Source organism: Streptomyces sp. NPDC053426, from assembly GCF_055585405.1.
The window spans coordinates 191,427-212,875 of the sequence record NZ_JBVJKE010000003.1; the positions used below are offsets into that span (position 1 = coordinate 191,427).

The window sequence follows — 21,449 nt, forward strand, 5'->3', positions numbered from 1 at the left end:
CCAGCGCACATCGTTACCATGCGTGGACGCACATTCCGACGAACACTGACGAAGACGAGGGACGGGCGAGCGCGTGGCCGAGGCGGCAGACTTCCAGGGGACGAGTCCCTCACCTGCCCGCCGCTGGCTGCGGCGCACCGGAGCCCTGCTCGCCGGAGTGCCCCTGCTGACGGGGCTCGCCCAGCTGCCCGCCGCGCCCCCCGCGGAGGCGGACGCGGCGGAGGCCGCCTCCGGCGCGGGCTCGGTCTCCGTCTCGGTCGACACCCTCACCCCCGCCGCCCCCACCGAGGACGACACCGTCACCGTGTCCGGAACGGTGACCAACAAGGGCAAGCAGACCATCACCGACGCCCACGTGGGACTGCGCGTGGGACCGCTGCTGAACACCCGCTCGGGCATCGACGGCGTCGCCAGGAACAGCACCGACGTGCAGAGCACCCTCGGTCTGGAGATCGGCGACAAGTACTCCGAGGAGTTCGCCAAGCTCACTCCGGGTGTCTCGCAGCCCTTCACCATCTCGGTGCCGGTGGACAAGCTGGACCTCGGGCAGGACGGCGTCTACCAGCTGGCCGTGGCGCTCTCCGGGGAGACCTCCGCCCAGCCGTGGCCGCAGACCCTCGGCGTCCAGCGGACGTTCCTGCCGTGGCAGCCCGACGAGGCCGGCACGAAGACGAAGACGACGTTCATGTGGCCACTGATCTCCACCGTCCACATGACGGCGGAAACGGGTTCGGACGAGCAGCAGACGCCGGTCTTCCACGACGACGACCTCGCCAAGGAGATCTCCCCGGGCGGCCGGCTGGACCGGATGGTGGCGCTGGGCAAGGACCTCGACGTCACCTGGGTGATCGACCCGGACCTGCTGGCGTCCGTCGAGGCGATGACCAAGCGTTACGAGGTCCCCGGCGAGGGTGACGACACCGTCGTCGGCAGCCAGCAGGCGGTCGCCAAGCGCTGGCTCACCGAGGTGCAGGAGGCCGTGGCGGACAAGGAGGTCGTCGCACTGCCGTTCGGCGACCCCGACCTGGCCTCCCTCGCCCACAACGGCACCTCCGTCAGCGGATCGCTGAGCCACCTCAAGGAAGCCACCGACGTCGCCTCCAGCACCGTTGACGCGATCCTCCACGTCAAGCCCAGCACGGACTTCGCCTGGCCCGTCGACGGCGCCGTCGACCCCTCCATCGTCAAGGTCGCCACATCCGCCGGAGCCGACAAGGTGATCGCCCGCAGCGACACCTTCAAGGAGACCGGCGGCCTGTCGTACACGCCCTCCGCGCCCCGGCCCATCGGCGGCGGCACCACGGCCGTCGTCGCGGACTCGCGGCTGTCCACGGCGTTCCAGGGCGACATGACCAAGGCCTCCACCTCCACGCTCGCGGTGCAGCGGTTCCTGGCCCAGAGCCTGACCCTCGGTCTGCAGACGGGGAAGCAGCGCAGCGTCGTCGTCGCGCCGCAGCGCACGCCGTCCGCGAGCCAGGCCCAGACGATGGCCGAGGCGCTCACGATCCTCCAGGACGGCACCTGGTCCGAGCCCCAGGGCCTCGTGGCCGCCGTCAAGGCCCAGCCGGACCCCGCCGCCACCACCAAGGTCCCCCCGGCCTCCGCGTACCCCTCCTCCTTGCGCAAGCACGAGCTGCCGCGGACGACGTTCGAGCAGATCGCCAGGACACAGGCCAAGCTCGACAAGTTCAAGGTGGTCCTCTCCAACCAGTCCCGGGTGGTGACCCCGTTCGGGCGCGCCCTGAACCGGGAGATGTCCGTGTCCTGGCGGGGCAGGCAGTCGGAGGCCGCGATCTACCGGAGCGGCGTCGAGGCCTATCTCGACACGCTCATCAGCCAGGTCAGACTGATCGACAAGTCGGAGACGAAACTCTCCGGCCGCAGTGCCACCATCCCCGTGACGGTGCAGAACAACCTGGTGCAGGGCGTCGAGCACCTGGTGCTGCGCCTCACCTCGACCAACCCGACCCGTCTCGAGATCGGCGGGGACGCCTACGAGGAGCAGCCCGTCGCTGTCTCCGGCGGTCACAGCCAGTCGGTGAAGTTCACCACGTCCGCCAACGCCAACGGACGGGCGACGGTGGTCGCCCAGCTGTACACGCAGGACGGCCAGAAGTACGGCCAGCCCGTCACGTTCGACGTGAAGGTCACCGAGATCACCGCCACAGTGATGCTGGTCATCGGCGGTGGCGTGCTGCTGCTCGTCCTCGCCGGCTTCCGGATGTACACCCAGCGCAAGCGGGCCGCGGCCCGCGAGGCCCAGGAGCGGGACCACGAGGCGGACGAGGACGCCGACGACCCCCAGAACCCGGAAACCGCCGGAGAGCGTCCCACTCAGCAGTCCGGGGCGGGCGACCCGGAGCAGCCGAGTGACCCGGCACCGGACACCGCACCGGAGAACGCCGACCCGTCCGGCACGGGTGAGAGAGTGGACCGTTGAGGATGTCGTGGCCGGTGGGCCCGGGACGATGAGGTGGGGTAACCATGAACGCGCCGTACGACGGTGACCGCGGCCATGCCGCGGGCAACTCGGGCCATCCCGAGTCGGACCCCCCGCAGGGTCCGCCGCCCGGGCACGACCAGGTGCCGCAGCCGCCCGCCGACCCGTACCTCCAGGACGCCTACGACCAGGATCCCTACCGGGCACAGGACCTCGCCGCCCAGGACCCGGTCGCCGAGGCGCTCTACGACCGCGCCGCGCACCCGCCGCCCCCTCCCGGCGCCTACCCTCCACAACAGCCGCTGTACGGGCAGCCGCCCCAGTCTCCGTACGCTCCCGACCCGCGGGTGTGGGCCCAGACCCCCGCGCCGGAACCGGACGGACCGACGCAGTACCTGCCGTACGGCGACGACCCGCGCACCACGCAGTTCGTGGGCGTGGACGACCTGGTCGGCCAGGCCGGCGACCAGCGCCACGAGCCGGACGCCTTCGCCCATCTGTTCCGCGACCAGCAGCAGAGCGGCGCCTTCCCCGACCAGCAGCAAGGCGGCGTCTACCCCCAGCAGCAGGGTGGCGGGTACCCCCAGCAGCACGGCGGTGGACACCCGGCCCACCAGCCGGTGAGCGGCGGGCAGCCCTACGCCCCGGTGCCGGGACCGGCCTCCTCGACGCCCGGCCACTACGCGGGCGCCACGCCGCCTCCCGTCGCCGAGCCTCCCGCACCCGAACCGGCTCCCGCCCCGAAGAAGGGCGGCCGGGCCGGGGGACTGCTGAAGTCGAGCGCCGTGATGGCGGCGGGCACGATGGTGTCCCGTCTCACGGGGTTCATCCGGTCCGCGATGATCGTCTCGGCGCTCGGCCTCGCCCTGCTGGGCGAGTCGTTCCAGATCGCCTACCAGCTGCCGACGATGATCTACATCCTGACCGTCGGCGGCGGCCTCAACTCCGTCTTCGTGCCGCAACTCGTGCGAGCGATGAAAGAAGACGAGGACGGCGGCGAGGCCTACGCCAACCGTCTGCTGACACTGGTGATGGTGGCCCTGGCCGCGCTCACCGCCCTCGCGTGGCTGGCCGCCCCGCTCCTGGTGCGCGCGCTGTCGGTCCCGGTCGCCACCGACCCCGCGGCCAACGACGTCGCCGTCACCTTCACCCGCTACTTCCTGCCCTCGATCTTCTTCATGGGCGTTCACGTGGTGATGGGTCAGATCCTCAACGTGCGCGGCCGGTTCGGCGCGATGATGTGGACCCCGGTCCTGAACAACATCGTCATCATCGTCACCCTCGGCACCTTCATCTGGGTCTACGGCACCGCCGCGGACTCGAAGATGGAGGTCACGAACATCCCGCCGGAGGGCCTGCGGCTCCTGGGTGTCGGCGTTCTCCTCGGCCTCGTCGTCCAGGCCCTGGCGATGATCCCGTACCTGCGCGAGACCGGGTTCCGCATCCGCCTGCGCTTCGACTGGAAGGGCCACGGGCTCGGCAAGGCGGCGATGCTCGCCAAGTGGACCATCCTGTTCGTCCTCGCCAACCAGGCGGGCGCGCTGGTCGTCACCCAGCTGGCGACCGCGTCGGTGAAGGACACGGACATCGCGGGAACAGGCTTCAGTGCCTACTCCAACGCCCAGCTGATCTGGGGCCTGCCCCAGGCCATCATCACCGTCTCCCTGATGGCCGCCCTGCTGCCCCGTATCTCGCGCTCGGCGGCCGAGGACGACAGCGGGGCCATCCGGGACGACATCTCCCAGGGCCTGCGCACCACGGCCGTCGCGATCGTGCCGATCGCCTTCGGCTTCGTCTCGCTCGGCATCCCGATGTGCACGCTGATGTTCGGCTCCTCCGGCACCGAAGCGGCCACCAACATGGGCTACATGCTGATGGCCTTCGGTCTCGGCCTGATCCCCTATTCGGTGCAGTACGTCGTCCTGCGGGCCTTCTACGCGTACGAGGACACCCGAACCCCCTTCTACAACACGGTCATCGTGGCCGCGGGCAACGCGATCGCCTCGGGCATCTGCTACGTCGTGCTCCCGGCCCGCTGGGCCGTGGTCGGCATGGCCGCCTCCTACGGCCTGGCCTACGTGATCGGTGTCGGCGTCGCCTGGCGCCGGCTGCGCAAGCGGCTGGGCGGGGACCTGGACGGCGCCCGGGTGCTGCGGACCTACGCCCGGCTGTGCATCGCCTCCGTTCCCGCCGCGCTGCTCAGCGGCGCGGCCTGCTACGGGGTCGTGCAGACGCTCGGCCAGGGCGTCCTGGGCTCGTTCGCCGCGCTGCTGGCCGGTGGGGCCGTACTGTTCGGAGTCTTCTTCGTGGCCGCCCGCCGGATGCGGATCGAGGAAGTCAACTCGTTGGTCGGTATGGTGCGCGGACGCCTTGGACGCTGAGCCAGGGGGTAGGCGCACAACCATCGTCGGCCACTGTGTGTCGTGCATAGCGGCGGACTGTGGGCACAATTGGTCTCGGCGTCGAACGGCGCGCGACGGACGCCGGCCGACGCGCATGGGATGGGGAGGCAGGGAACGACGGTGGCCGAACGGAGCACAGCTGCCGTCGACGTGGCAGACAACAGCGGCGAGCAGCCGCTGACCGCACAGGCGGACCAGTCCACGGCCGACGGGGTGGCCCAGAACCGGGAGCGGGACACGGACAACGACGAGGCACAGGAGGGCACCGGGAGCGACGGTTCCGCGATGACCTCGCCACCCGAACTGCACAGCGGTCACAAGCTCGCCAGGCGCTACCGCCTCGAGGAGTGCGTCACCCGTCTGGACGGGTTCAGCAGTTGGCGTGCCGTGGACGAGAAGCTCCGCCGCGCCGTCGGCGTGCACATCCTGCCCGCGGATCACTCGCGCGCCCGGTCGGTCCTGGCCGCGGCCCGTTCCGCCGCCCTGCTGGGCGACCCGCGCTTCGTCCAGGTCCTGGACGCCGTCGAGGAGAACGACGTCGTCTACGTCGTCCACGAATGGCTCCCCGACGCCACGGAACTGACGACGCTCCTGGCGGCCGGCCCGCTGGAGGTGTACGACGCCTACCAGATGGTCAGTCAGATCGCCGCCGCCATGGCCGCCGCCCACCGCGAGGGCCTCGCCCATCTGCGGCTGAACCCCAACGCCGTCCTGCGCACCTCGACCGGCCAGTGGCGCATCCGCGGCCTCGCGGTCAACGCCGCGCTGCGCGGCATCAGCTCCGACACCCCGCAGCGCACCGACACCGAGTCCATCGGCGCCCTGCTCTACGCGGCGCTCACCCAGCGCTGGCCGTACGAGAGCGACGCCTACGGCATGTCCGGGCTGCCGAAGGACATCGGGCTGATCCCGCCCGACCAGGTGCGCGCCGGTGTCCACCGCGGGCTGTCCGAGCTGGCCATGCGGGCGCTCGCCAACGACGGCGCCACGGCCTCGCGCCACGAGTCGGCGTGCACCACGCCCGAGGAACTGGTGAAGGCGATCGGCGAGATGCCCCGCATCCGCCCGCCGGAGCCCGCGTTCACCACTCCTCCGGAGTACCAACGCACGACGTACCAGCAGGGCACCTACGGCCGCCCCGCGCCGCACCCCGGCGTCACCCAGCCGGTGCCGACTCCGCCTCCTCCGCTGCAGAGCCGCACGGGCAAGGCGCTGAAGTGGGCCGTCTCGGCCCTGCTGATCGCCGCGCTGGGCTTGGGCAGCTGGCAGCTCGCGGACGCGCTCCTGGAGCAGGACAAACAGTCCGACGACACCAACCAGACCCAGACGACGGACGGCGGCGACAACGGCAAGAACAACGACAAGCCCAAGCCGGCCAAACCCATCGGCGTCCAGGGCTCCCAGGAGTACGTCGTCACGGGGGAAGCACAGGCACCGGAGGATGTGGCCAAGACCCACGACGGCGACAACTCCACCTACTGGCGCACGAAGAAGTACAACGACGGCCCGACACTCGCGCCGTACAAGCCCGGCGTCGGCATCGTCTACGACCTCGGTTCGTCTCAGGAACTGTCGACCGCGTCGCTGGGCCTCCGGTATGCCGGTGATCACACGACCGTGCACCTCTATGCCACCGACTCCCTGTCGCCCTCGACGGGGATCGAGGGAATGAAGGAGATCGGAACCGCGACCACCAGCGGTACGTCACTCACGGTCGAGGCAGCCAAGCCGCTCAAGACCCGGTACGTCCTGGTGTGGATCACCGCTGCGCCGCACGCTCCCTCCGACGGTTACAGCGGAGCAGGCTACAAGCAGGCCATCACCGAAGTGACGTTCAAGGGCTGAGAGTCCACGGAGCCGAAGAGGGAGGGGGTCCCGATGGCAGACGGCGGCACCTACGGCGACGTCAGTGATCAGGACCTCCTCGCCCGCCATGTGAAGGGCGACCCCGAGGCCTTCGGTGAACTCGTGCGGCGTCACCGTGACCGGCTCTGGGCCGTGGCGCTGCGGACGCTCGGCGACCGTGAGGAAGCCGCTGACGCCGTCCAGGACGCCCTCGTCTCCGCCTACCGGGCCGCCCACACCTTCCGCGGCCAGTCGGCCGTCACGACATGGCTGCACCGGATCACGGTGAACGCCTGTCTGGACCGCGCCCGCAAGGCGGCCTCCCGCAAGACCGCTCCGGTCGACGACACGGAGCGCCTCGAGCAGTTGCTCGAACCGCATGAGTCCGCCTCCGCGCCCGCGGAGCGCAACGATCTGCATCGCCAGCTCATCGAAGCCATGGGCACCCTCCCGCCCGATCAGCGGGCCGCGCTCGTCCTCGTGGACATGCAGGGCTATCCGGTCGCCGAAGCCGCCCGCATCCTCGATGTGCCCACCGGCACGGTGAAGAGCCGCTGCGCGCGGGGCAGAGCCAGACTCCTGCCCCTGCTCACTCATCTACGGCCGGACGGACCCGGTGAGAGCAGGAGACAGGGTGAGGGACGGAACCGGACGCAGGGGACGTCCGTCCCACCCGCAGCGGGTCCGCGACAAGCGGATCCGCCGGACCCAGGATCGAACGACCCGGCTGCGGTGAAGGGCGGAGGTGGGCGAGCGTGACGTCGACGACAGACAGGGCGGAGCACCCGGACGTCGCGGAGATCTCCGACCTGACCGAAGGGCTCCTCCCGTCCGCCCGGAGCGCCGACGTGCGCCGGCATCTGGACGAGTGCGCGCTCTGCGCGGACGTCCATGCCTCGCTCGAGGAGATCCGGGACCTGCTCGGCACGGCGCCGGGCCCGCCCCGCATGCCCGCCGAGGTGGCGGGCCGCATCGACGCCGCATTGGCCGCGGAGGCCCTGCTGCACGCCACGGCGCCGGAGCCGGAGCCCGCCGGTGCTTCTCCCGCGTCCTCCGGCGACGATCCTGCGCATGTTTCACGTGAAACATCGGCGTCCCAGGACCGGCCGGCCGGACGCCCCCGCTCCACCACGACCGGACCGGGACGCAAGGGCCGTCTGCGCGGTGGACGCCGCCGGGTCGCCGTCCTGGGGACCGTGTTCACGGTCGCCGCTCTGGGGCTCGGGTCGGTGGTGCTGTCCTCCATGAACGACGGCACCGGCCAGGACGAGGGATCCCGAACGACCGCCTCGGACACCTTCTCCGAAGGGAAACTGGAGAAGCAGGTCACCGATCTCCTCGCACAGAGCCAGGGGAAGGTGAAGGGCCCCGGCACCGTCCACACACTCGGATCGCAGCCGGAGTCCGACGCCGCCAATCCCAGGGTCCTCAAGGAACCCGCGGTACCGAAGTGCGTCAGCGACGGCATCGGCCGCAACGACGCCGCGCTCGCCACCGAGAAGGGCGTCTACAAAGGGAAGGACGCTCTGCTCGTCGTGCTTCCCGACGTCTCGGACGACACCCGTGTGACCGCGTACATCGTCGAGGCGGCCTGTGTGGACAACCCGTCCGCGGCCGGCACGGCGAAGGTTCTGCTGAAGCACTCCTACACGCGCTCCTGACGACCGACGCTTCGTCTCCCTCCTGCGCGGTGTCCCGTACGGTGGGCGCTTCTCCCTTGTCGGCAACGGGCCGTGCCGTGTGCCCGGACACGGCGGGAATGCGCGCCCCTTAGGATCCGTTGGACGGGGTGAGAGTTCCGAAAGAAGCTCCCCCGGTCGACCGACGCAGACCAGAGACGAGGAAACAAGCCGTGAGCGACGTCCGTAACGTGATCATCATCGGCTCGGGGCCCGCCGGCTACACGGCGGCGCTCTACACCGCCCGTGCGTCGCTGAAGCCCCTGGTGTTCGAGGGCGCCGTCACCGCCGGCGGCGCGCTGATGAACACCACCGAGGTCGAGAACTTCCCCGGCTTCCAGGACGGCATCATGGGCCCCGAGCTCATGGACAACATGCGCGCCCAAGCGGAGCGCTTCGGTGCCGAGCTCGTCCCGGACGACGTGGTCGCCGTCGACCTGACCGGTGAGATCAAGACCGTCACGGACACCGCCGGTACGGTCCACAAGGCGAAGGCCGTCATCGTCACCACCGGCTCGCAGCACCGCAAGCTCGGCCTGCCGAACGAGGACGCCCTCTCCGGCCGCGGCGTCTCGTGGTGCGCCACCTGTGACGGGTTCTTCTTCAAGGACCACGACATCGCCGTGATCGGCGGTGGCGACACCGCGATGGAGGAGGCCACCTTCCTCTCCCGCTTCGCCAAGTCCGTGACGATCGTCCACCGCCGTGACACCCTGCGCGCCTCCAAGGCGATGCAGGAGCGTGCCTTCGCCGACCCGAAGATCTCGTTCGTCTGGGACAGCGAGGTCGCCGAGGTCCAGGGCGACCAGAAACTCTCGGGCCTGAAGCTGCGCAACGTCAAGACCGGCGAGCTCTCGGACCTGGCGGTGACCGGCCTGTTCATCGCGATCGGCCACGACCCGCGCACCGAGCTCTTCAAGGGCCAGCTGGAGCTGGACGAGGAGGGCTACCTGAAGGTCGAGGCGCCCTCGACGCGTACGAACCTCACCGGTGTCTTCGGCGCCGGCGACGTGGTCGACCACACCTACCGCCAGGCGATCACCGCGGCCGGTACGGGCTGTGCCGCCGCCCTCGACGCCGAGCGCTTCCTCGCCGCTCTCGCGGACGAGGAGAAGGCCGAGCCCGAGAAGACCGCTGTCTGACCCCCACCCTCCTCACGCATCAACCAGTTAAGGAGCCCGCTGTGGCCGGCACCCTGAAGCATGTGACCGACGACTCCTTCGAGCAGGACGTCCTCAAGAACGACAAGCCCGTCCTGGTGGACTTCTGGGCCGCCTGGTGCGGTCCGTGCCGTCAGATCGCTCCGTCCCTCGAAGCGATCGCCGCTGAGCACGGAGACAAGATCGAGATCGTCAAGCTGAACATCGACGAGAACCCGGCCACGGCCGCCAAGTACGGCGTCATGTCCATCCCGACCCTGAACGTCTACCAGGGTGGCGAGGTCGCCAAGACCATCGTCGGAGCCAAGCCGAAGGCCGCGATCGTCCGCGACCTCGAGGAGTTCATCACCGCCGCCAAGTGATGACCGACCGCCTCACCGGCGGCACGTGTTTCACGTGAAACACGAATGGGCCGACCCATCCGGGCCGGCCCATTCGTATGAGGAGCGTCAGAGGGGACGCAGCGCCGGCTCCTTCTGCACGGCCCCGAGCAGCCGGTCCAACGCCATCTCGACGTCTTCCTTCCAGGAGAGCGTCGTCCTCAGCTCCAGCCTCAGCCGGGGGTGGGTGGGGTGCTGCCGGACCGTCTTGAAGCCCACGGCCAGCAGATGGTCGGCGGGCAGTACACAGGCCGGCTCCTTCCAGCGTGCGTCGCCGAACGACTCGATCGCCTTGAAGCCCCGGCGCAGCAGGTCCTTGGCCACCGTCTGCACCATGACCCGGCCCAGCCCTTGCCCCTGGTACTCCGGCATGATGAACGCGGTCATCAGCTGCACCGCGTCGGGCGACACGGGGCTGGTGGGAAACGCCATGGAGCGTGGCACATAGGCGGGGGGAGCGTAGAGGACGAAGCCCACGGGGACGTCATCGACGTAGACGACCCTTCCACAGGACCCCCAGTCCAGGAGGACGGCCGAGATCCACGACTCCTTCTCGACCGCGGAGGTTCCCGCCTTTACCGCTGCCTCGCCGCTGACGGGGTCGAGTTCCCAGAAGACGCACGAGCGGCAGCGCCGGGGGAGGTCCGGAAGGTTGTCCAGCGTGAGCGGTACGAGCCGACGGCCCATGAAGGCTGTTCCTCGCTTCCTTCGCCCGCTGCCTCGCGGGCGGCTGTCAGAGCGCTCCGTTCCCTGAGCAGGCTGCCGATGAAGCCGCTGACGGCGCCCACCCCCAGCCCCGCGCTCACCAGTCCGGTGCGGCTCGTCATTCGCATGGCCCCTGCCTTGCTCTCAGAGGTACTGCCGGGTGGATGCGCCCTGTCCGAACGCATCGTATCCATGAAGCGATTCCATCGACACCGCCAAAAAGCAAAGGGCGGACCGTGTTCCGGTACACACCGGACACGGTCCGCCCCTGGTCACCCGGTCGGCTGCTGGGCCGAACCCGTCGATGGGTCAGGACTCGGTCTCCACGGAGTCGTCGTCCACCAGACTCTTCTGCAGAACGGGCCCCTCGCCCGGAGCGAGGGTGCCGAGGATGCGTTCGAGGTCCTCCATCGAGGCGAACTCGACGGTGATCTTGCCCTTCTTCTGCCCCAGGTCGACCTTCACCCGCGTCTCGAAGCGATCCGAGAGACGCGTCGCCAGATCCGTCAGCGCCGGCGAGACAAGAGCTCCGGCGCGCGGACCCTTGGACCGTCGATCCTTCTGGGGATGTGAGCCCATCAGGGTCACGATCTCCTCGACCGCCCGCACCGACAGCCCCTCGGCCACGATCCGGTGGGCCAGCCGGTCCTGCTCCTCCGCGTCCTCGACGGACAGCAGCGCGCGTGCGTGCCCGGCGGACAGCACACCGGCGGCCAGCCGGCGCTGAACGGTCGGCGGCAGCTTCAGCAAGCGCAGCGTGTTGGACACCTGCGGCCGGGAGCGGCCGATGCGGTCCGCCAGCTGGTCCTGCGTGCAGTTGAAGTCCTTCAGCAACTGGTCGTAGGCGGCGGCCTCTTCCAGCGGATTCAGCTGGGCACGGTGCAGGTTCTCCAGCAGCGCGTCCAGGAGGAGCTTCTCGTTCTCCGTGGCCCGCACGACCGCCGGAATCGCATCGAGCCCCGCCTCACGGCAGGCACGCCACCGGCGCTCACCCATGATGAGTTCATAGCGCGCGGGCCCCACCTGCCGTACGACGACCGGCTGGAGGAGACCGACCTCCTTGATGGAGGTGATGAGCTCGGACAGCGCGTCCTCGTCGAAGACCTCACGCGGCTGCCGGGGGTTCGGTGTGATGGCGTCGAGGGGGATCTCGGCGAAGTGCGCACCCATGGGCGCCGTGGGTGCGGCATCAGCTCCATGAGCCGAGGCCTCACCCGTTTCACGTGAAACATCCGACAGCGTGGCCACCTTCGCGGCGGCCACCCCTCGCTCGGTGGGCAGTATCGGCACCGTCGCAGAAGACGGGGAGACGCTGCCGCCCACCACGGACGGCGTCACCGTCTTCTCTGTCGGGGCAGCGGGGATCAGTGCGCCGAGACCACGACCCAGCCCCCTCCGTCGCTCGCTCACTGGACGCCCTCCACCATGCTCGGATCGTTCTGCCGTACGCCGAGGTGAGCCTGCGATGCGTCATAGCTGACGCCGACACCCCTCAGCGCAATCTCTCGTGCCGCCTCGAAGTAGGAGAGGGCACCGCTTGATCCAGGATCGTAAGTCAGCACCGTCTGCCCATAGCTCGGCGCCTCCGAGATACGGACGGAGCGGGGAATGCTCGTCCGCAGTACCTCGTCGCCGAAGTGGGTGCGCACCTCGTCCGCGACCTGTGACGCGAGGCGCGTCCGGCCGTCGTACATGGTGAGCAGGATCGTCGATACGTGCAGGGCGGGGTTGAGGTGCCCCCGCACCAGGTCGACGTTGCGCAGCAACTGCCCCAGCCCTTCCAGCGCGTAGTACTCGCACTGGATCGGGATCAGGACCTCCTGGCCGGCCACCATCGCGTTGACCGTCAGCAGGCCGAGCGAGGGCGGGCAGTCGATGAGGATGTAGTCCAGCGGCTGCTCGTACGCCTGGATCGCCCGCTGCAGCCGGCTCTCTCGCGCCACCAGCGACACCAGCTCGATCTCCGCACCGGCGAGATCGATCGTGGCGGGTGCGCAGAAGAGCCCCTCGACATCGGGGACCGGCTGGACGACCTCCGCGAGCGGCTTGCTCTCCACCAGGACGTCATAGATGGAGGGGACCTCGGCATGGTGGTCGATGCCCAGGGCCGTGGAGGCATTGCCCTGGGGGTCGAGGTCGATCACCAGGACACGGCTGCCGTGCAGAGCGAGCGACGCGGCAAGGTTGACGGTGGTCGTCGTCTTGCCGACACCGCCCTTCTGGTTGGCGACCACGATGACGCGGGTCTGCTCGGGCCGTGGCAGGCCCTCACCGGCTCGCCCCAGAGCCTCCACCGCCAACTGGGCGGCACGACCGATGGGAGTGTCGTCCATCGGAGGCGGTGTTTCACGTGAAACATCCGCTCCCGTCGACTCGGTACGGGGACCGGGGACCGGATCGGTCATCGGTCCCGCGATGTTGGCGTCGGACCGCAAGGATTCACTCTCCTCGACTTCAGGCTCGCTATGAACAGAGCCTCCCATGCCTTCGGGGTCGTGAACCAGTGAGCCCTGACGTTCTGTGGAGAAATCCACCTCTGTGGACAACTCCATACCTCTTGAGGAGGCCGGTGTCTCGTCGGGAACAGGAGTCTCTCCGAGCGAACCGAGAGGCTTCCGGTCACGGGGATCGGCCGCGGCGCGGCCCCGACTGATGATGCCGTGCAGCAGTGAGCGACGTTTCACGTGAAACACGATGCACAGCGGCCGGGGCGGCACTGCCGCGACACTCCGGCATGCATGGGTTCGGCAGCTTGTGTGGAGTACGTCCGGCCCTCAGCGCCGGCGCCGGGCCCGTCCCGTACGGGCGGCCTTCGCGCGCTTCGCCGCGAACCGCACACCACCCGGACTCTCGCCGACCTCGACCCGCACCACCGTGGACATCGGATCCACGACACCCTCGCCCACATGCACGATGGATGTCTCCACGGCACCGAGCTTGCTCAGCGCCGTCGCCGCGCTCTTCAGCTCCTCCTCGGCGGTGTCGCCCTTGAGCGCCAGCATCTCGCCGTAGGGCCGCAGCAGAGGGATGCCCCATGTGGCGAGGCGGTCGAGCGGAGCCACGGCACGAGCGGTCACCACGTGCACCGGAGGAAGCTTCCCCATGACCTCCTCGGCCCGGCCACGCACGACCGTCACGTGGTCCAGTCCGAGCAGCTCGACGACCTCGGTCAGAAAGTTGGTACGCCGGAGCAGCGGCTCCAGCAGAGTGATCTTGATGTCCTCCCGGACCAGCGCCAGGGGGATGCCCGGCAGGCCGGCACCCGAGCCCACATCGCACACCGTCACCCCCTCGGGCACGACCTCCGAGAGCACCGCGCAGTTCAGCAGATGCCGCTCCCACAGGCGGGGCACCTCACGCGGCCCGATCAAGCCGCGCTGCACACCCGCCTCCGCGAGCAGCTCCGCGTACCGGACCGCGTCCTCGAAGCGATCTCCGAACACCTCGCGTGCCTGCTCGGGCGCGGGGGGAAGCTCCGCTGCCTCCGTCACGGGGGACCGTCCTTCCGTACCATGCCGACACCGGGCGCCGACACCAGAACCACAGAACTATCAGGCTGACAAAGTTCGGCCCCGTCTGCGCAACAGACGGGGCCGGTGGAACGTAGAGCCGATCAGGCGGGAAGCACGACGACGAAGCGCTGCGGCTCCTCGCCCTCGGACTCACTGCGCAGGCCGGCCGTCTTGACCGCGTCGTGCACGACCTTGCGCTCGAACGGCGTCATCGGGTCCAGCCTCACGGCCTTGCCGCTGCTCTTGGCCTCGGCCGCGGCCTTGGCACCCAGCTCGGACAGCTCGGTCCGCTTCTTGGCCCGATAGCCGGCGATGTCGAGCATGAGACGGCTGCGGTCCCCGGTCTCCCGGTGCACGGCCAGACGCGTGAGTTCCTGGAGCGCCTCCAGCACCTCACCGTCACGACCCACCAGCTTCTGCAGGTCACGGCTGCCCGTGTCGCTGATGATCGAGACGGAGGCGCGGTCGGCCTCGACGTCCATGTCGATGTCGCCGTCGAGATCGGCGATGTCGAGCAGACCCTCCAGATAGTCCGCCGCGATCTCGCCCTCCTGCTCCAGGCGGGTCAGGGTGTCTGCGCCCTCGGCAGCGGCGGAGGTGGTGCCTTCCGTCACGGGATGGACTCCTTCTTACTTCTTGGACGGGGACTTGGGCCGCTGCGGACCCTTGCGCTGCCCGGACTGGGCCCTGCTGCGGGTACTGCCGGCGGGCTTGGCGCCGTCCTTCTTGGCGGGGCCGGCGGGCTTGGCGTCCTCGGGCTCGCCGGACTTGGTCAGCGAGGTGGGCTCACCGGCCGCCTTGGCCGTGCCGGACTGGCGCTGGGACTTGGTCTGCCGCTTGGGCTGCTGCCGCTTGGCTGCGGCCGCGTCCTCGGCCTGGGCGGCGGCCGTGCTCTCGCTCTTGATCACCGTGCCGTCGGCCTGGGCCGCGAGGCCCTCCTTGTTCAGACCGTTGACGAACTTGCGCTCGTACTCGTTACGGTCCCGGCCCTTGGCGACGATGGCCTTGACGATGGCGCGCTCACCGCGGCCGCGGGTCCTGCCGTGCTTGGAGACGCTCTTGGAGAGGCGCTCCAGGTACGCGGCCTGAGCCTTGGAACCCGGCGTGGGGTTGTTGTGGATGACGTACATCTGCTGGCCCATGGTCCACACGTTGGTGGTCAGCCAGTAGACGAGGACACCGACCGGGAAGTTGATGCCGAAGACGGCGAAGATGATGGGGAAGACGTACATCAGCATCTTCTGCTGCTGCATGAACGGCGTCTTCACCGTGGTGTCGACGTTCTTCGTCATCAGCTGGCGCTGCGTGTAGAACTGCGACAGCGACATCAGGACGATCATGATGGCCGTGACGACACGGACATCGGTCAGCGAGGAGTTGAGCGCCTCGACCTTGTCCGCGCTGTCCGTGAACTTCGCCGCGAGCGGGGCACCGAAGATGTGGGCCTTCTGCGCGCTCTCCAGCAGGCGCTCGTTGATCACGCCGATGGTGTCGTTCGACGCGATGCTGTTGAGCACGTGGTAGAGGGCGAAGAAGAACGGTGACTGCGCCAGGATGGGAAGGCACGAGGAGAGCGGGTTGGTGCCCGTCTCCTTGTACAGCTTCATCATCTCTTCGGACTGGCGCTGCCGGTCGTTCTTGTAGCGCTCCTGGATCTTCTTCATCTCCGGCTGGAGCGTCTGCATCGCGCGCGTCGCCTTGATCTGCTTCACGAAGAGCGGGATCAGGCAGATACGGATCAGAATCACCAGGGACACGATGGACAGGCCCCAGGCCCACCCGGTGTCAGGGCCGAAAATGGCGCCGTACACCTTGTGGAACTGGACGATGACCCAGGAGACAGGTGTCGTGATGAAGCTGAAGAGGCTGGCAATCGTGTCCACTGATCATGCTCCTTGGGCATGGGACGGGGTCTCTGCGGCCGGGCTCGAAGGGCTCGTCGGACCTGTGGGAGAGGTCCGCCCCTCGGTGGCCGGTTCGGCGGCGGAGGTCCCGCCCCTGCGTGCACGCCAGGCGTCACGCAGCATTTCGTGCCACCGCGGACGCTTGCGCGGCGGAACATGGTCCACACCACCCGGCGACCATGGATTGCACCGGAGGATGCGCCAGGCCGTGAGCGCTGTGCCCTTGATGGCACCGTGCCGGTCGATGGCCGTGTAGCCGTAGTGGGAACACGACGGGTAGTACCTGCACACCGGCCCCAGCAGCGGACTGATCGTCCACTGGTAGATCTTGATCAGAACCAGCAGCGGGTACTTCATCGCGCGCCCCCTCCCAGCAGCCGCCGCAGGGCGGCATCCAGGTCTCGGGCCAGTTGTGCATGGTCGGCGTCACCCGCACCGGGCAGCGCTCGTACGACTACCAGGCTACCGGGGGGCAACTGGTCGACTCGCTCGCGCATCAGATGGCGAAGCCTGCGCTTCACCTTGTTGCGCACCACCGCACCGCCCACGGCCTTGCTCACGACGAAACCCGCACACGACGGGGGAGCGCTCTCCCCAGGCGCATGCGGGTCCGTGGCACCGCTACGAAGATGGACGACGAGATGCCGGCTTCCTGCCCGGCGCCCCCGTCGTACCGCGGTCGCGAAGTCCTCGCGCCGCCTCAGCCGGTTCTCGGTGGGCAGCACGACGTCATGACCTGACCGGGATCAGGCGGACAGACGGGCGCGACCCTTGCTGCGGCGGGACGCGAGAATCGCGCGGCCGGCACGGGTGCGCATACGCAGCCGGAAGCCGTGGGTCTTGGCGCGACGACGGTTGTTCGGCTGGAAGGTGCGCTTGCTCACTCGGGGGCTCCAGAAAGACTCGGTGTTTGCGGGGTGCCGTCCTGGCTGTCACCGTGCGCCCACGAGTAGCTCGCGTTACGCCCGAGTGCACCGCTGACCGATCACCTTGCGTGATCTGTGCCCATCGGAGGCAGGCGGCAGCAGCCATCGACAACTCGACCTGGTCACGGTACGCGCGACTGCGCCATTCGGTCAAACCGGCGACGACTGGGGGACACTTGTCCACAGCCTGGGGACAACAACTTGAACCGTACCGGCCGCGCTGACTACCGTGGCTTGACTCCGGTTCGTTCCCTTGACGAGTCGTTTCCTTAATCCCCCCACCACCCGATTCACATCCCGACCCGTCCTCCGCATCACACGATCGAAGGACCTGTGAGAGAGCGTGCCCTGTGGCTGACGTACCTGCCGATCTTGCCGCAGTGTGGCCACGCGTACTGGAGCAGCTCCTCGGGGAGGGCCGCGGACAGGGGGTCGAGGGCAAGGACGAGCACTGGATCCGGCGCTGCCAGCCACTGGCACTCGTCGCCGACACCGCGCTGCTCGCCGTACCCAACGAGTTCGCGAAGGGTGTGCTCGAGGGCCGCCTCGCCCCCGTCGTCAGCGAGAGCCTGAGCCGCGAGTGCGGACGCCCGATCCGCATCGCGATCACCGTCGACGACACCGTCGGCGAACCCTCGCCCCCACCGGCGCCCCGCCCCCAGCCACGCTACGAGGAGCCCGAGCTTCCGGCCGTCCGCCAGGAACGCCCCGAGCGCTCCGAGCGCTCCGAGCGCCCCGATCACCCGGAGCGGTCCGACCGGCAGGAGCGCGAGCCGTACGACGGCTACGAGGGATACGAGAGCTACGGCCGCCGCCGTACCGACCAGCAGCAGGGCCCCTCCGGTGACCAGCTGCCCACCGCCCGCCCCGCCTACCCGTCGGAGTACCAGCGTCCGGAGCCCGGCGCCTGGCCGCGGCCGGCTCAGGAGGAGTACGGCTGGCAGCAGCAGCGCCTCGGCTTCCCGGAACGGGACCCGTACGCCACACCCCCGCAGGACACCTACGGCTCGCAGGACACCTACGGATCCCAGGACTCGTACGGCTCGCAGGACGGTTACGGCGGCGGCCCGCCCGCACAGGACTACCGTCCGCAGCCCATGGACCGGCCGTCCTACGACCAGCAGCGCTCCGACTACGACACATCACGCGGCGACTACGACCAGCGCGACGCCAGGCGCCGCGAGCTGCCCGACCCGCCCTCAGGCTCCGGGCACGTCCACCGCGGCGGCCCGGTGGGTCCGAACCTGCCCACCACCGGCGCGCCCAGCCCGCTGGCGGCGCAGCCGGCACCGGCGGCCGGCCCCGGTGAGCCGACCGCGCGGCTGAACCCGAAGTACCTCTTCGACACGTTCGTCATCGGCGCGTCCAACCGCTTCGCGCACGCGGCCGCGGTCGCCGTCGCCGAGGCACCCGCGAAGGCCTACAACCCGCTGTTCATCTACGGGGAGTCCGGGCTCGGCAAGACCCATCTGCTGCACGCGATCGGGCACTACGCGCGGAGCCTGTACCCCGGCACGCGCGTGCGGTACGTGAGCTCGGAGGAGTTCACCAACGAGTTCATCAACTCCATCCGCGACGGCAAGGGCGACAGCTTCCGCAAGCGGTACCGCGAGATGGACATCCTGCTCGTCGACGACATCCAGTTCCTGGCGGACAAGGAGTCGACGCAGGAGGAGTTCTTCCACACCTTCAACACGCTCCACAACGCCAACAAGCAGATCGTGCTCTCCAGCGACCGGCCGCCCAAGCAGCTGGTCACGCTGGAGGACCGGCTGCGGAACCGTTTCGAGTGGGGTCTGATCACCGACGTCCAGCCGCCGGAGCTGGAGACGCGCATCGCGATCCTGCGCAAGAAGGCCGTGCAGGAACAGCTCAACGCCCCGCCGGAGGTGCTGGAGTTCATCGCCTCCCGGATCTCGCGGAACATCCGTGAGCTGGAGGGCGCGCTGATCCGGGTGACGGCGTTCGCCTCGCTCAACCGGCAGCCGGTGGACCTGGGCCTGACGGAGATCGTCCTCAAGGACCTGATGCCCGGCGGCGACGACTCGACGCCGGAGATCACCTCGACGGCCATCATGGGCGCCACGGCCGACTACTTCGGCCTCACGGTCGAGGACCTGTGCGGCAGCTCCCGGGGCCGGCAGCTGGTGACGGCACGCCAGATCGCCATGTACCTGTGCCGTGAGCTGACGGACCTGTCGCTGCCGAAGATCGGCGCGCTGTTCGGCGGCCGTGACCACACCACGGTGATGCACGCCGACCGGAAGATCCGCAATCTGATGGCCGAGCGGCGCTCCATCTACAACCAGGTCACCGAACTCACCAACCGCATCAAGGCCGGCTGAGCGGCCCACAGGCCGGACGGACTCCGTCGAGGGCGCCCCTGGAGCGATCCGGGGGCGCCTTTTCGTGTCGCGCGGGCGGTCCGAGGCCGCCCTCGACAGAGTCCTGGAGCGGTCCGAGGGCGCCCTCGACGTGTCCCGGGGCGCCTCGCCTCCTCGTGAAGCCCTCGGCGCTGTTCGATTCCGAAGCCGGGTTACGGCCTTCCTCCACAGATTCGGTGACTTTTTCCCGTCCACATCCTGGGGACCGGGAAGTTGTCCCGATCTTGTCCACAGGGCAGCCTGTCGAGGGGCCATCAGGCCAGTTCAGAGGGCTGTGGATACGTGGAAAAACGATCTCCACAGGCTGTGGACAAAGTGGAGGCCGACAACCTGTGCACCGAGTTGTCCACGGACAACCCACAGGGTGAAGGCGGTTGTCCCCAGTGATCGCCCGGTTCTCCACATGGCTGTCCACTGTTCGGCAACACGACGCACTCTCTCACCGTGGCGAGTGAAAGGCGTCACACCGAGCTGCCGAAGGGGCCTGTGGGAAAGAGCCCCAAACCTGGGGACGGAGCTGGGGAGAACTCGCCCCTCCCTGGGGACGGGATGTGCAGAACTTTCTGTTCTCCACAGAGAGGCCCAGTTGTCCACGGCCTCCACCCACAGGCCCCGTGGACAAAATCCCCAACCTGACCTGCGGAAACGAGGTTATCCACGGTATCCACAGGCCCTACTACTACTCCCAACTAGAGAGAGCGAGGAATTCGTTTCGAAGGGGGCCCTGTGCACAACTCGGTGTCTCGGCCCCGACTGCCACTCGTCACGACTTGACCCCGAGGGGCACCTACTGTCAGTGCGGTGCGTCAGACTGTTCCCGGTGTCCTTCCCCTCACCGGGGCCGACGACACCGAGTCAGACGACGAAAGCCAGGCAGGGCGAGAAGCGCCGGCAACAGCAGGAGGCGGCAACAGTGAAGATCCGGGTGGAACGCGACGTACTCGCGGAGGCAGTGGCCTGGGCGGCGCGCAGCCTCCCGGCCCGTCCGCCGGCCCCTGTCCTCGCCGGCCTGCTCCTGAAGGCCGAGGACGGCCAGCTGAGCCTGTCCAGCTTCGACTACGAGGTCTCCGCGCGGGTGTCGGTGGAGGCGGAGGTCGAGGAGGAGGGCACGGTCCTCGTCTCGGGCCGGCTGCTGGCCGACATCTGCCGCGCCCTCCCCAACCGGCCGGTGGAGATTTCCACAGACGGTGTACGGGCGACGGTGGTCTGCGGCTCCTCGCGGTTCACACTCCACACACTGCCTGTGGAGGAATACCCGGCCCTGCCGCAGATGCCGAACGCGACGGGCACGGTCCCCGGCGAGGTCTTCGCCTCCGCGGTGCAGCAGGTCGCCATCGCGGCCGGCCGTGACGACACGCTGCCCGTCCTCACCGGTGTGCGCATCGAGATCGAGGGCGACACCGTCACGCTGGCCTCCACCGACCGTTACCGCTTCGCGGTCCGCGAGTTCCTGTGGAAGCCGGAGAACCCGGAGGTCTCCGCGGTCGCCCTGGTGCCCGCCAAGACGCTCCAGGACACCGCCAAGGCGCTGACCAGCGGTGACCAGGTGATCCTGGCGCTGTCCGGCTCGGGCGCGGGTGAGGGCCTGATCGGCTTCGAGGGCGCCGGCCGCCGTACCACCACGCGTCTGCTGGAGGGCGACCTCCCGAAGTACCGCACGCTGTTCCCGACCGAGTTCAACAGCGTCGCCGTGATCGAGACCGCCCCCTTCGTGGAGGCCGTCAAGCGCGTGGCCCTGGTCGCCGAGCGCAACACCCCGGTGCGGCTGAGCTTCGAGCAGGGCGTGCTCATCCTGGAGGCCGGTTCCAGCGACGACGCACAGGCTGTGGAAAGGGTCGACGCCCAGCTGGAGGGCGACGACATCTCGATCGCCTTCAACCCGACGTTCCTGCTGGACGGCCTGAGCGCCATCGACTCCCCGGTGGCCCAGCTGTCCTTCACCACGTCCACCAAGCCGGCGCTGCTCAGCGGCCGTCCGGCGGTGGACGCGGAGGCGGACGACGCCTACAAGTACCTGATCATGCCGGTGCGGCTCAGCGGCTGAGGTGCGCCCGCCGCAGCGACTGCCGGGGGTGTGGGGGTCGCCCCCCCACAAGACCGCGGTATGCCGGT

The 21,449-nt window shown here is 69.1% G+C and carries 18 protein-coding genes; 9 read left to right on the forward strand and 9 right to left on the reverse strand.

What is annotated here, in order from left to right:
* Positions 1 to 73: 73 nt before the first annotated feature.
* From ACZ62B_RS07815 to trxA, 7 genes are all read left to right on the forward strand, one after another.
* A complete protein-coding gene (locus ACZ62B_RS07815) occupies positions 74 to 2,440 on the forward strand; it encodes a DUF6049 family protein (protein ID WP_468887409.1) in 2,367 nt (788 codons plus the stop codon).
* A gap of 44 nt (positions 2,441 to 2,484) precedes the next feature.
* Positions 2,485 to 4,821 carry a murein biosynthesis integral membrane protein MurJ gene (gene murJ / locus ACZ62B_RS07820; protein WP_468887412.1) on the forward strand — a complete coding sequence of 779 codons (2,337 nt, stop codon included), beginning with the start codon at positions 2,485 to 2,487 and terminating at the stop codon, positions 4,819 to 4,821.
* Positions 4,822 to 4,962: 141 nt separating this feature from the next.
* Complete coding sequence (locus tag ACZ62B_RS07825) at positions 4,963 to 6,687, forward strand: protein kinase family protein (protein WP_469689422.1); 1,725 nt, start codon at positions 4,963 to 4,965, stop codon at positions 6,685 to 6,687.
* A 33-nt stretch (positions 6,688 to 6,720) separates the two neighbouring features.
* Complete coding sequence (sigM, locus tag ACZ62B_RS07830) at positions 6,721 to 7,446, forward strand: RNA polymerase sigma factor SigM (protein ID WP_344569766.1); 726 nt, start codon at positions 6,721 to 6,723, stop codon at positions 7,444 to 7,446.
* Positions 7,443 to 8,348 (forward strand): anti-sigma factor family protein, encoded by a 906-nt coding sequence (locus tag ACZ62B_RS07835; RefSeq protein WP_469689423.1) that lies wholly within the window; start codon positions 7,443 to 7,445, stop codon positions 8,346 to 8,348. The genes sigM and ACZ62B_RS07835 overlap by 4 nt, the downstream gene beginning before the upstream one ends.
* 191 nt (positions 8,349 to 8,539) lie before the next feature.
* Complete coding sequence (trxB, locus tag ACZ62B_RS07840; RefSeq protein WP_344569762.1) at positions 8,540 to 9,508, forward strand: thioredoxin-disulfide reductase; 969 nt, start codon at positions 8,540 to 8,542, stop codon at positions 9,506 to 9,508.
* A 41-nt stretch (positions 9,509 to 9,549) separates the two neighbouring features.
* Positions 9,550 to 9,888 (forward strand): thioredoxin, encoded by a 339-nt coding sequence (gene trxA, locus ACZ62B_RS07845; protein WP_030857059.1) that lies wholly within the window; start codon positions 9,550 to 9,552, stop codon positions 9,886 to 9,888.
* Positions 9,889 to 9,975: 87 nt separating this feature from the next.
* On the opposite strand, the gene ACZ62B_RS07850 is transcribed toward trxA, so the two are convergent.
* From ACZ62B_RS07850 to rpmH, 9 genes are all read right to left on the reverse strand, one after another.
* Positions 9,976 to 10,593 (reverse strand): GNAT family N-acetyltransferase, encoded by a 618-nt coding sequence (locus tag ACZ62B_RS07850; protein ID WP_344569760.1) that lies wholly within the window; start codon positions 10,591 to 10,593, stop codon positions 9,976 to 9,978.
* A 327-nt stretch (positions 10,594 to 10,920) separates the two neighbouring features.
* Positions 10,921 to 12,021 (reverse strand): ParB/RepB/Spo0J family partition protein, encoded by a 1,101-nt coding sequence (locus tag ACZ62B_RS07855; protein WP_468887422.1) that lies wholly within the window; start codon positions 12,019 to 12,021, stop codon positions 10,921 to 10,923.
* Positions 12,018 to 13,094, reverse strand: a complete 1,077-nt coding sequence (locus ACZ62B_RS07860; protein ID WP_344569946.1) for a ParA family protein — start codon at positions 13,092 to 13,094, stop codon at positions 12,018 to 12,020. Before ACZ62B_RS07860 ends, ACZ62B_RS07855 begins: the two co-directional genes overlap by 4 nt.
* 291 nt (positions 13,095 to 13,385) lie before the next feature.
* Entirely contained in the window at positions 13,386 to 14,102 is a 717-nt protein-coding gene (gene rsmG / locus ACZ62B_RS07865; protein ID WP_344569756.1) for a 16S rRNA (guanine(527)-N(7))-methyltransferase RsmG, read from the reverse strand.
* A 122-nt stretch (positions 14,103 to 14,224) separates the two neighbouring features.
* Complete coding sequence (locus tag ACZ62B_RS07870) at positions 14,225 to 14,737, reverse strand: Jag family protein (RefSeq protein WP_085573232.1); 513 nt, start codon at positions 14,735 to 14,737, stop codon at positions 14,225 to 14,227.
* Between the two features lie 15 nt (positions 14,738 to 14,752).
* On the reverse strand, positions 14,753 to 16,006 hold the full coding sequence (gene yidC, locus ACZ62B_RS07875) for a membrane protein insertase YidC (protein WP_344569753.1): 1,254 nt from the start codon (positions 16,004 to 16,006) through the stop codon (positions 14,753 to 14,755).
* Positions 16,007 to 16,009: 3 nt separating this feature from the next.
* On the reverse strand, positions 16,010 to 16,384 hold the full coding sequence (gene yidD / locus ACZ62B_RS07880) for a membrane protein insertion efficiency factor YidD (RefSeq protein ID WP_073933323.1): 375 nt from the start codon (positions 16,382 to 16,384) through the stop codon (positions 16,010 to 16,012).
* On the reverse strand, positions 16,381 to 16,752 hold the full coding sequence (gene rnpA / locus ACZ62B_RS07885) for a ribonuclease P protein component (RefSeq protein ID WP_073933322.1): 372 nt from the start codon (positions 16,750 to 16,752) through the stop codon (positions 16,381 to 16,383). The genes yidD and rnpA overlap by 4 nt, the downstream gene beginning before the upstream one ends.
* 21 nt (positions 16,753 to 16,773) lie before the next feature.
* Positions 16,774 to 16,911 carry a 50S ribosomal protein L34 gene (gene rpmH, locus ACZ62B_RS07890; RefSeq protein ID WP_003956500.1) on the reverse strand — a complete coding sequence of 46 codons (138 nt, stop codon included), beginning with the start codon at positions 16,909 to 16,911 and terminating at the stop codon, positions 16,774 to 16,776.
* Between the two features lie 392 nt (positions 16,912 to 17,303).
* Here rpmH and dnaA point away from each other — a divergent pair, with 392 nt between their 5' ends.
* The gene (dnaA, locus tag ACZ62B_RS07895) at positions 17,304 to 19,298 is read left to right on the forward strand and encodes a chromosomal replication initiator protein DnaA (protein ID WP_469689424.1); all 1,995 of its coding nucleotides are present in this window, start codon (positions 17,304 to 17,306) and stop codon (positions 19,296 to 19,298) included.
* Between the two features lie 952 nt (positions 19,299 to 20,250).
* Positions 20,251 to 21,381, forward strand: a complete 1,131-nt coding sequence (gene dnaN, locus ACZ62B_RS07900; protein WP_344563205.1) for a DNA polymerase III subunit beta — start codon at positions 20,251 to 20,253, stop codon at positions 21,379 to 21,381.
* Positions 21,382 to 21,449 lie beyond the last annotated feature (68 nt).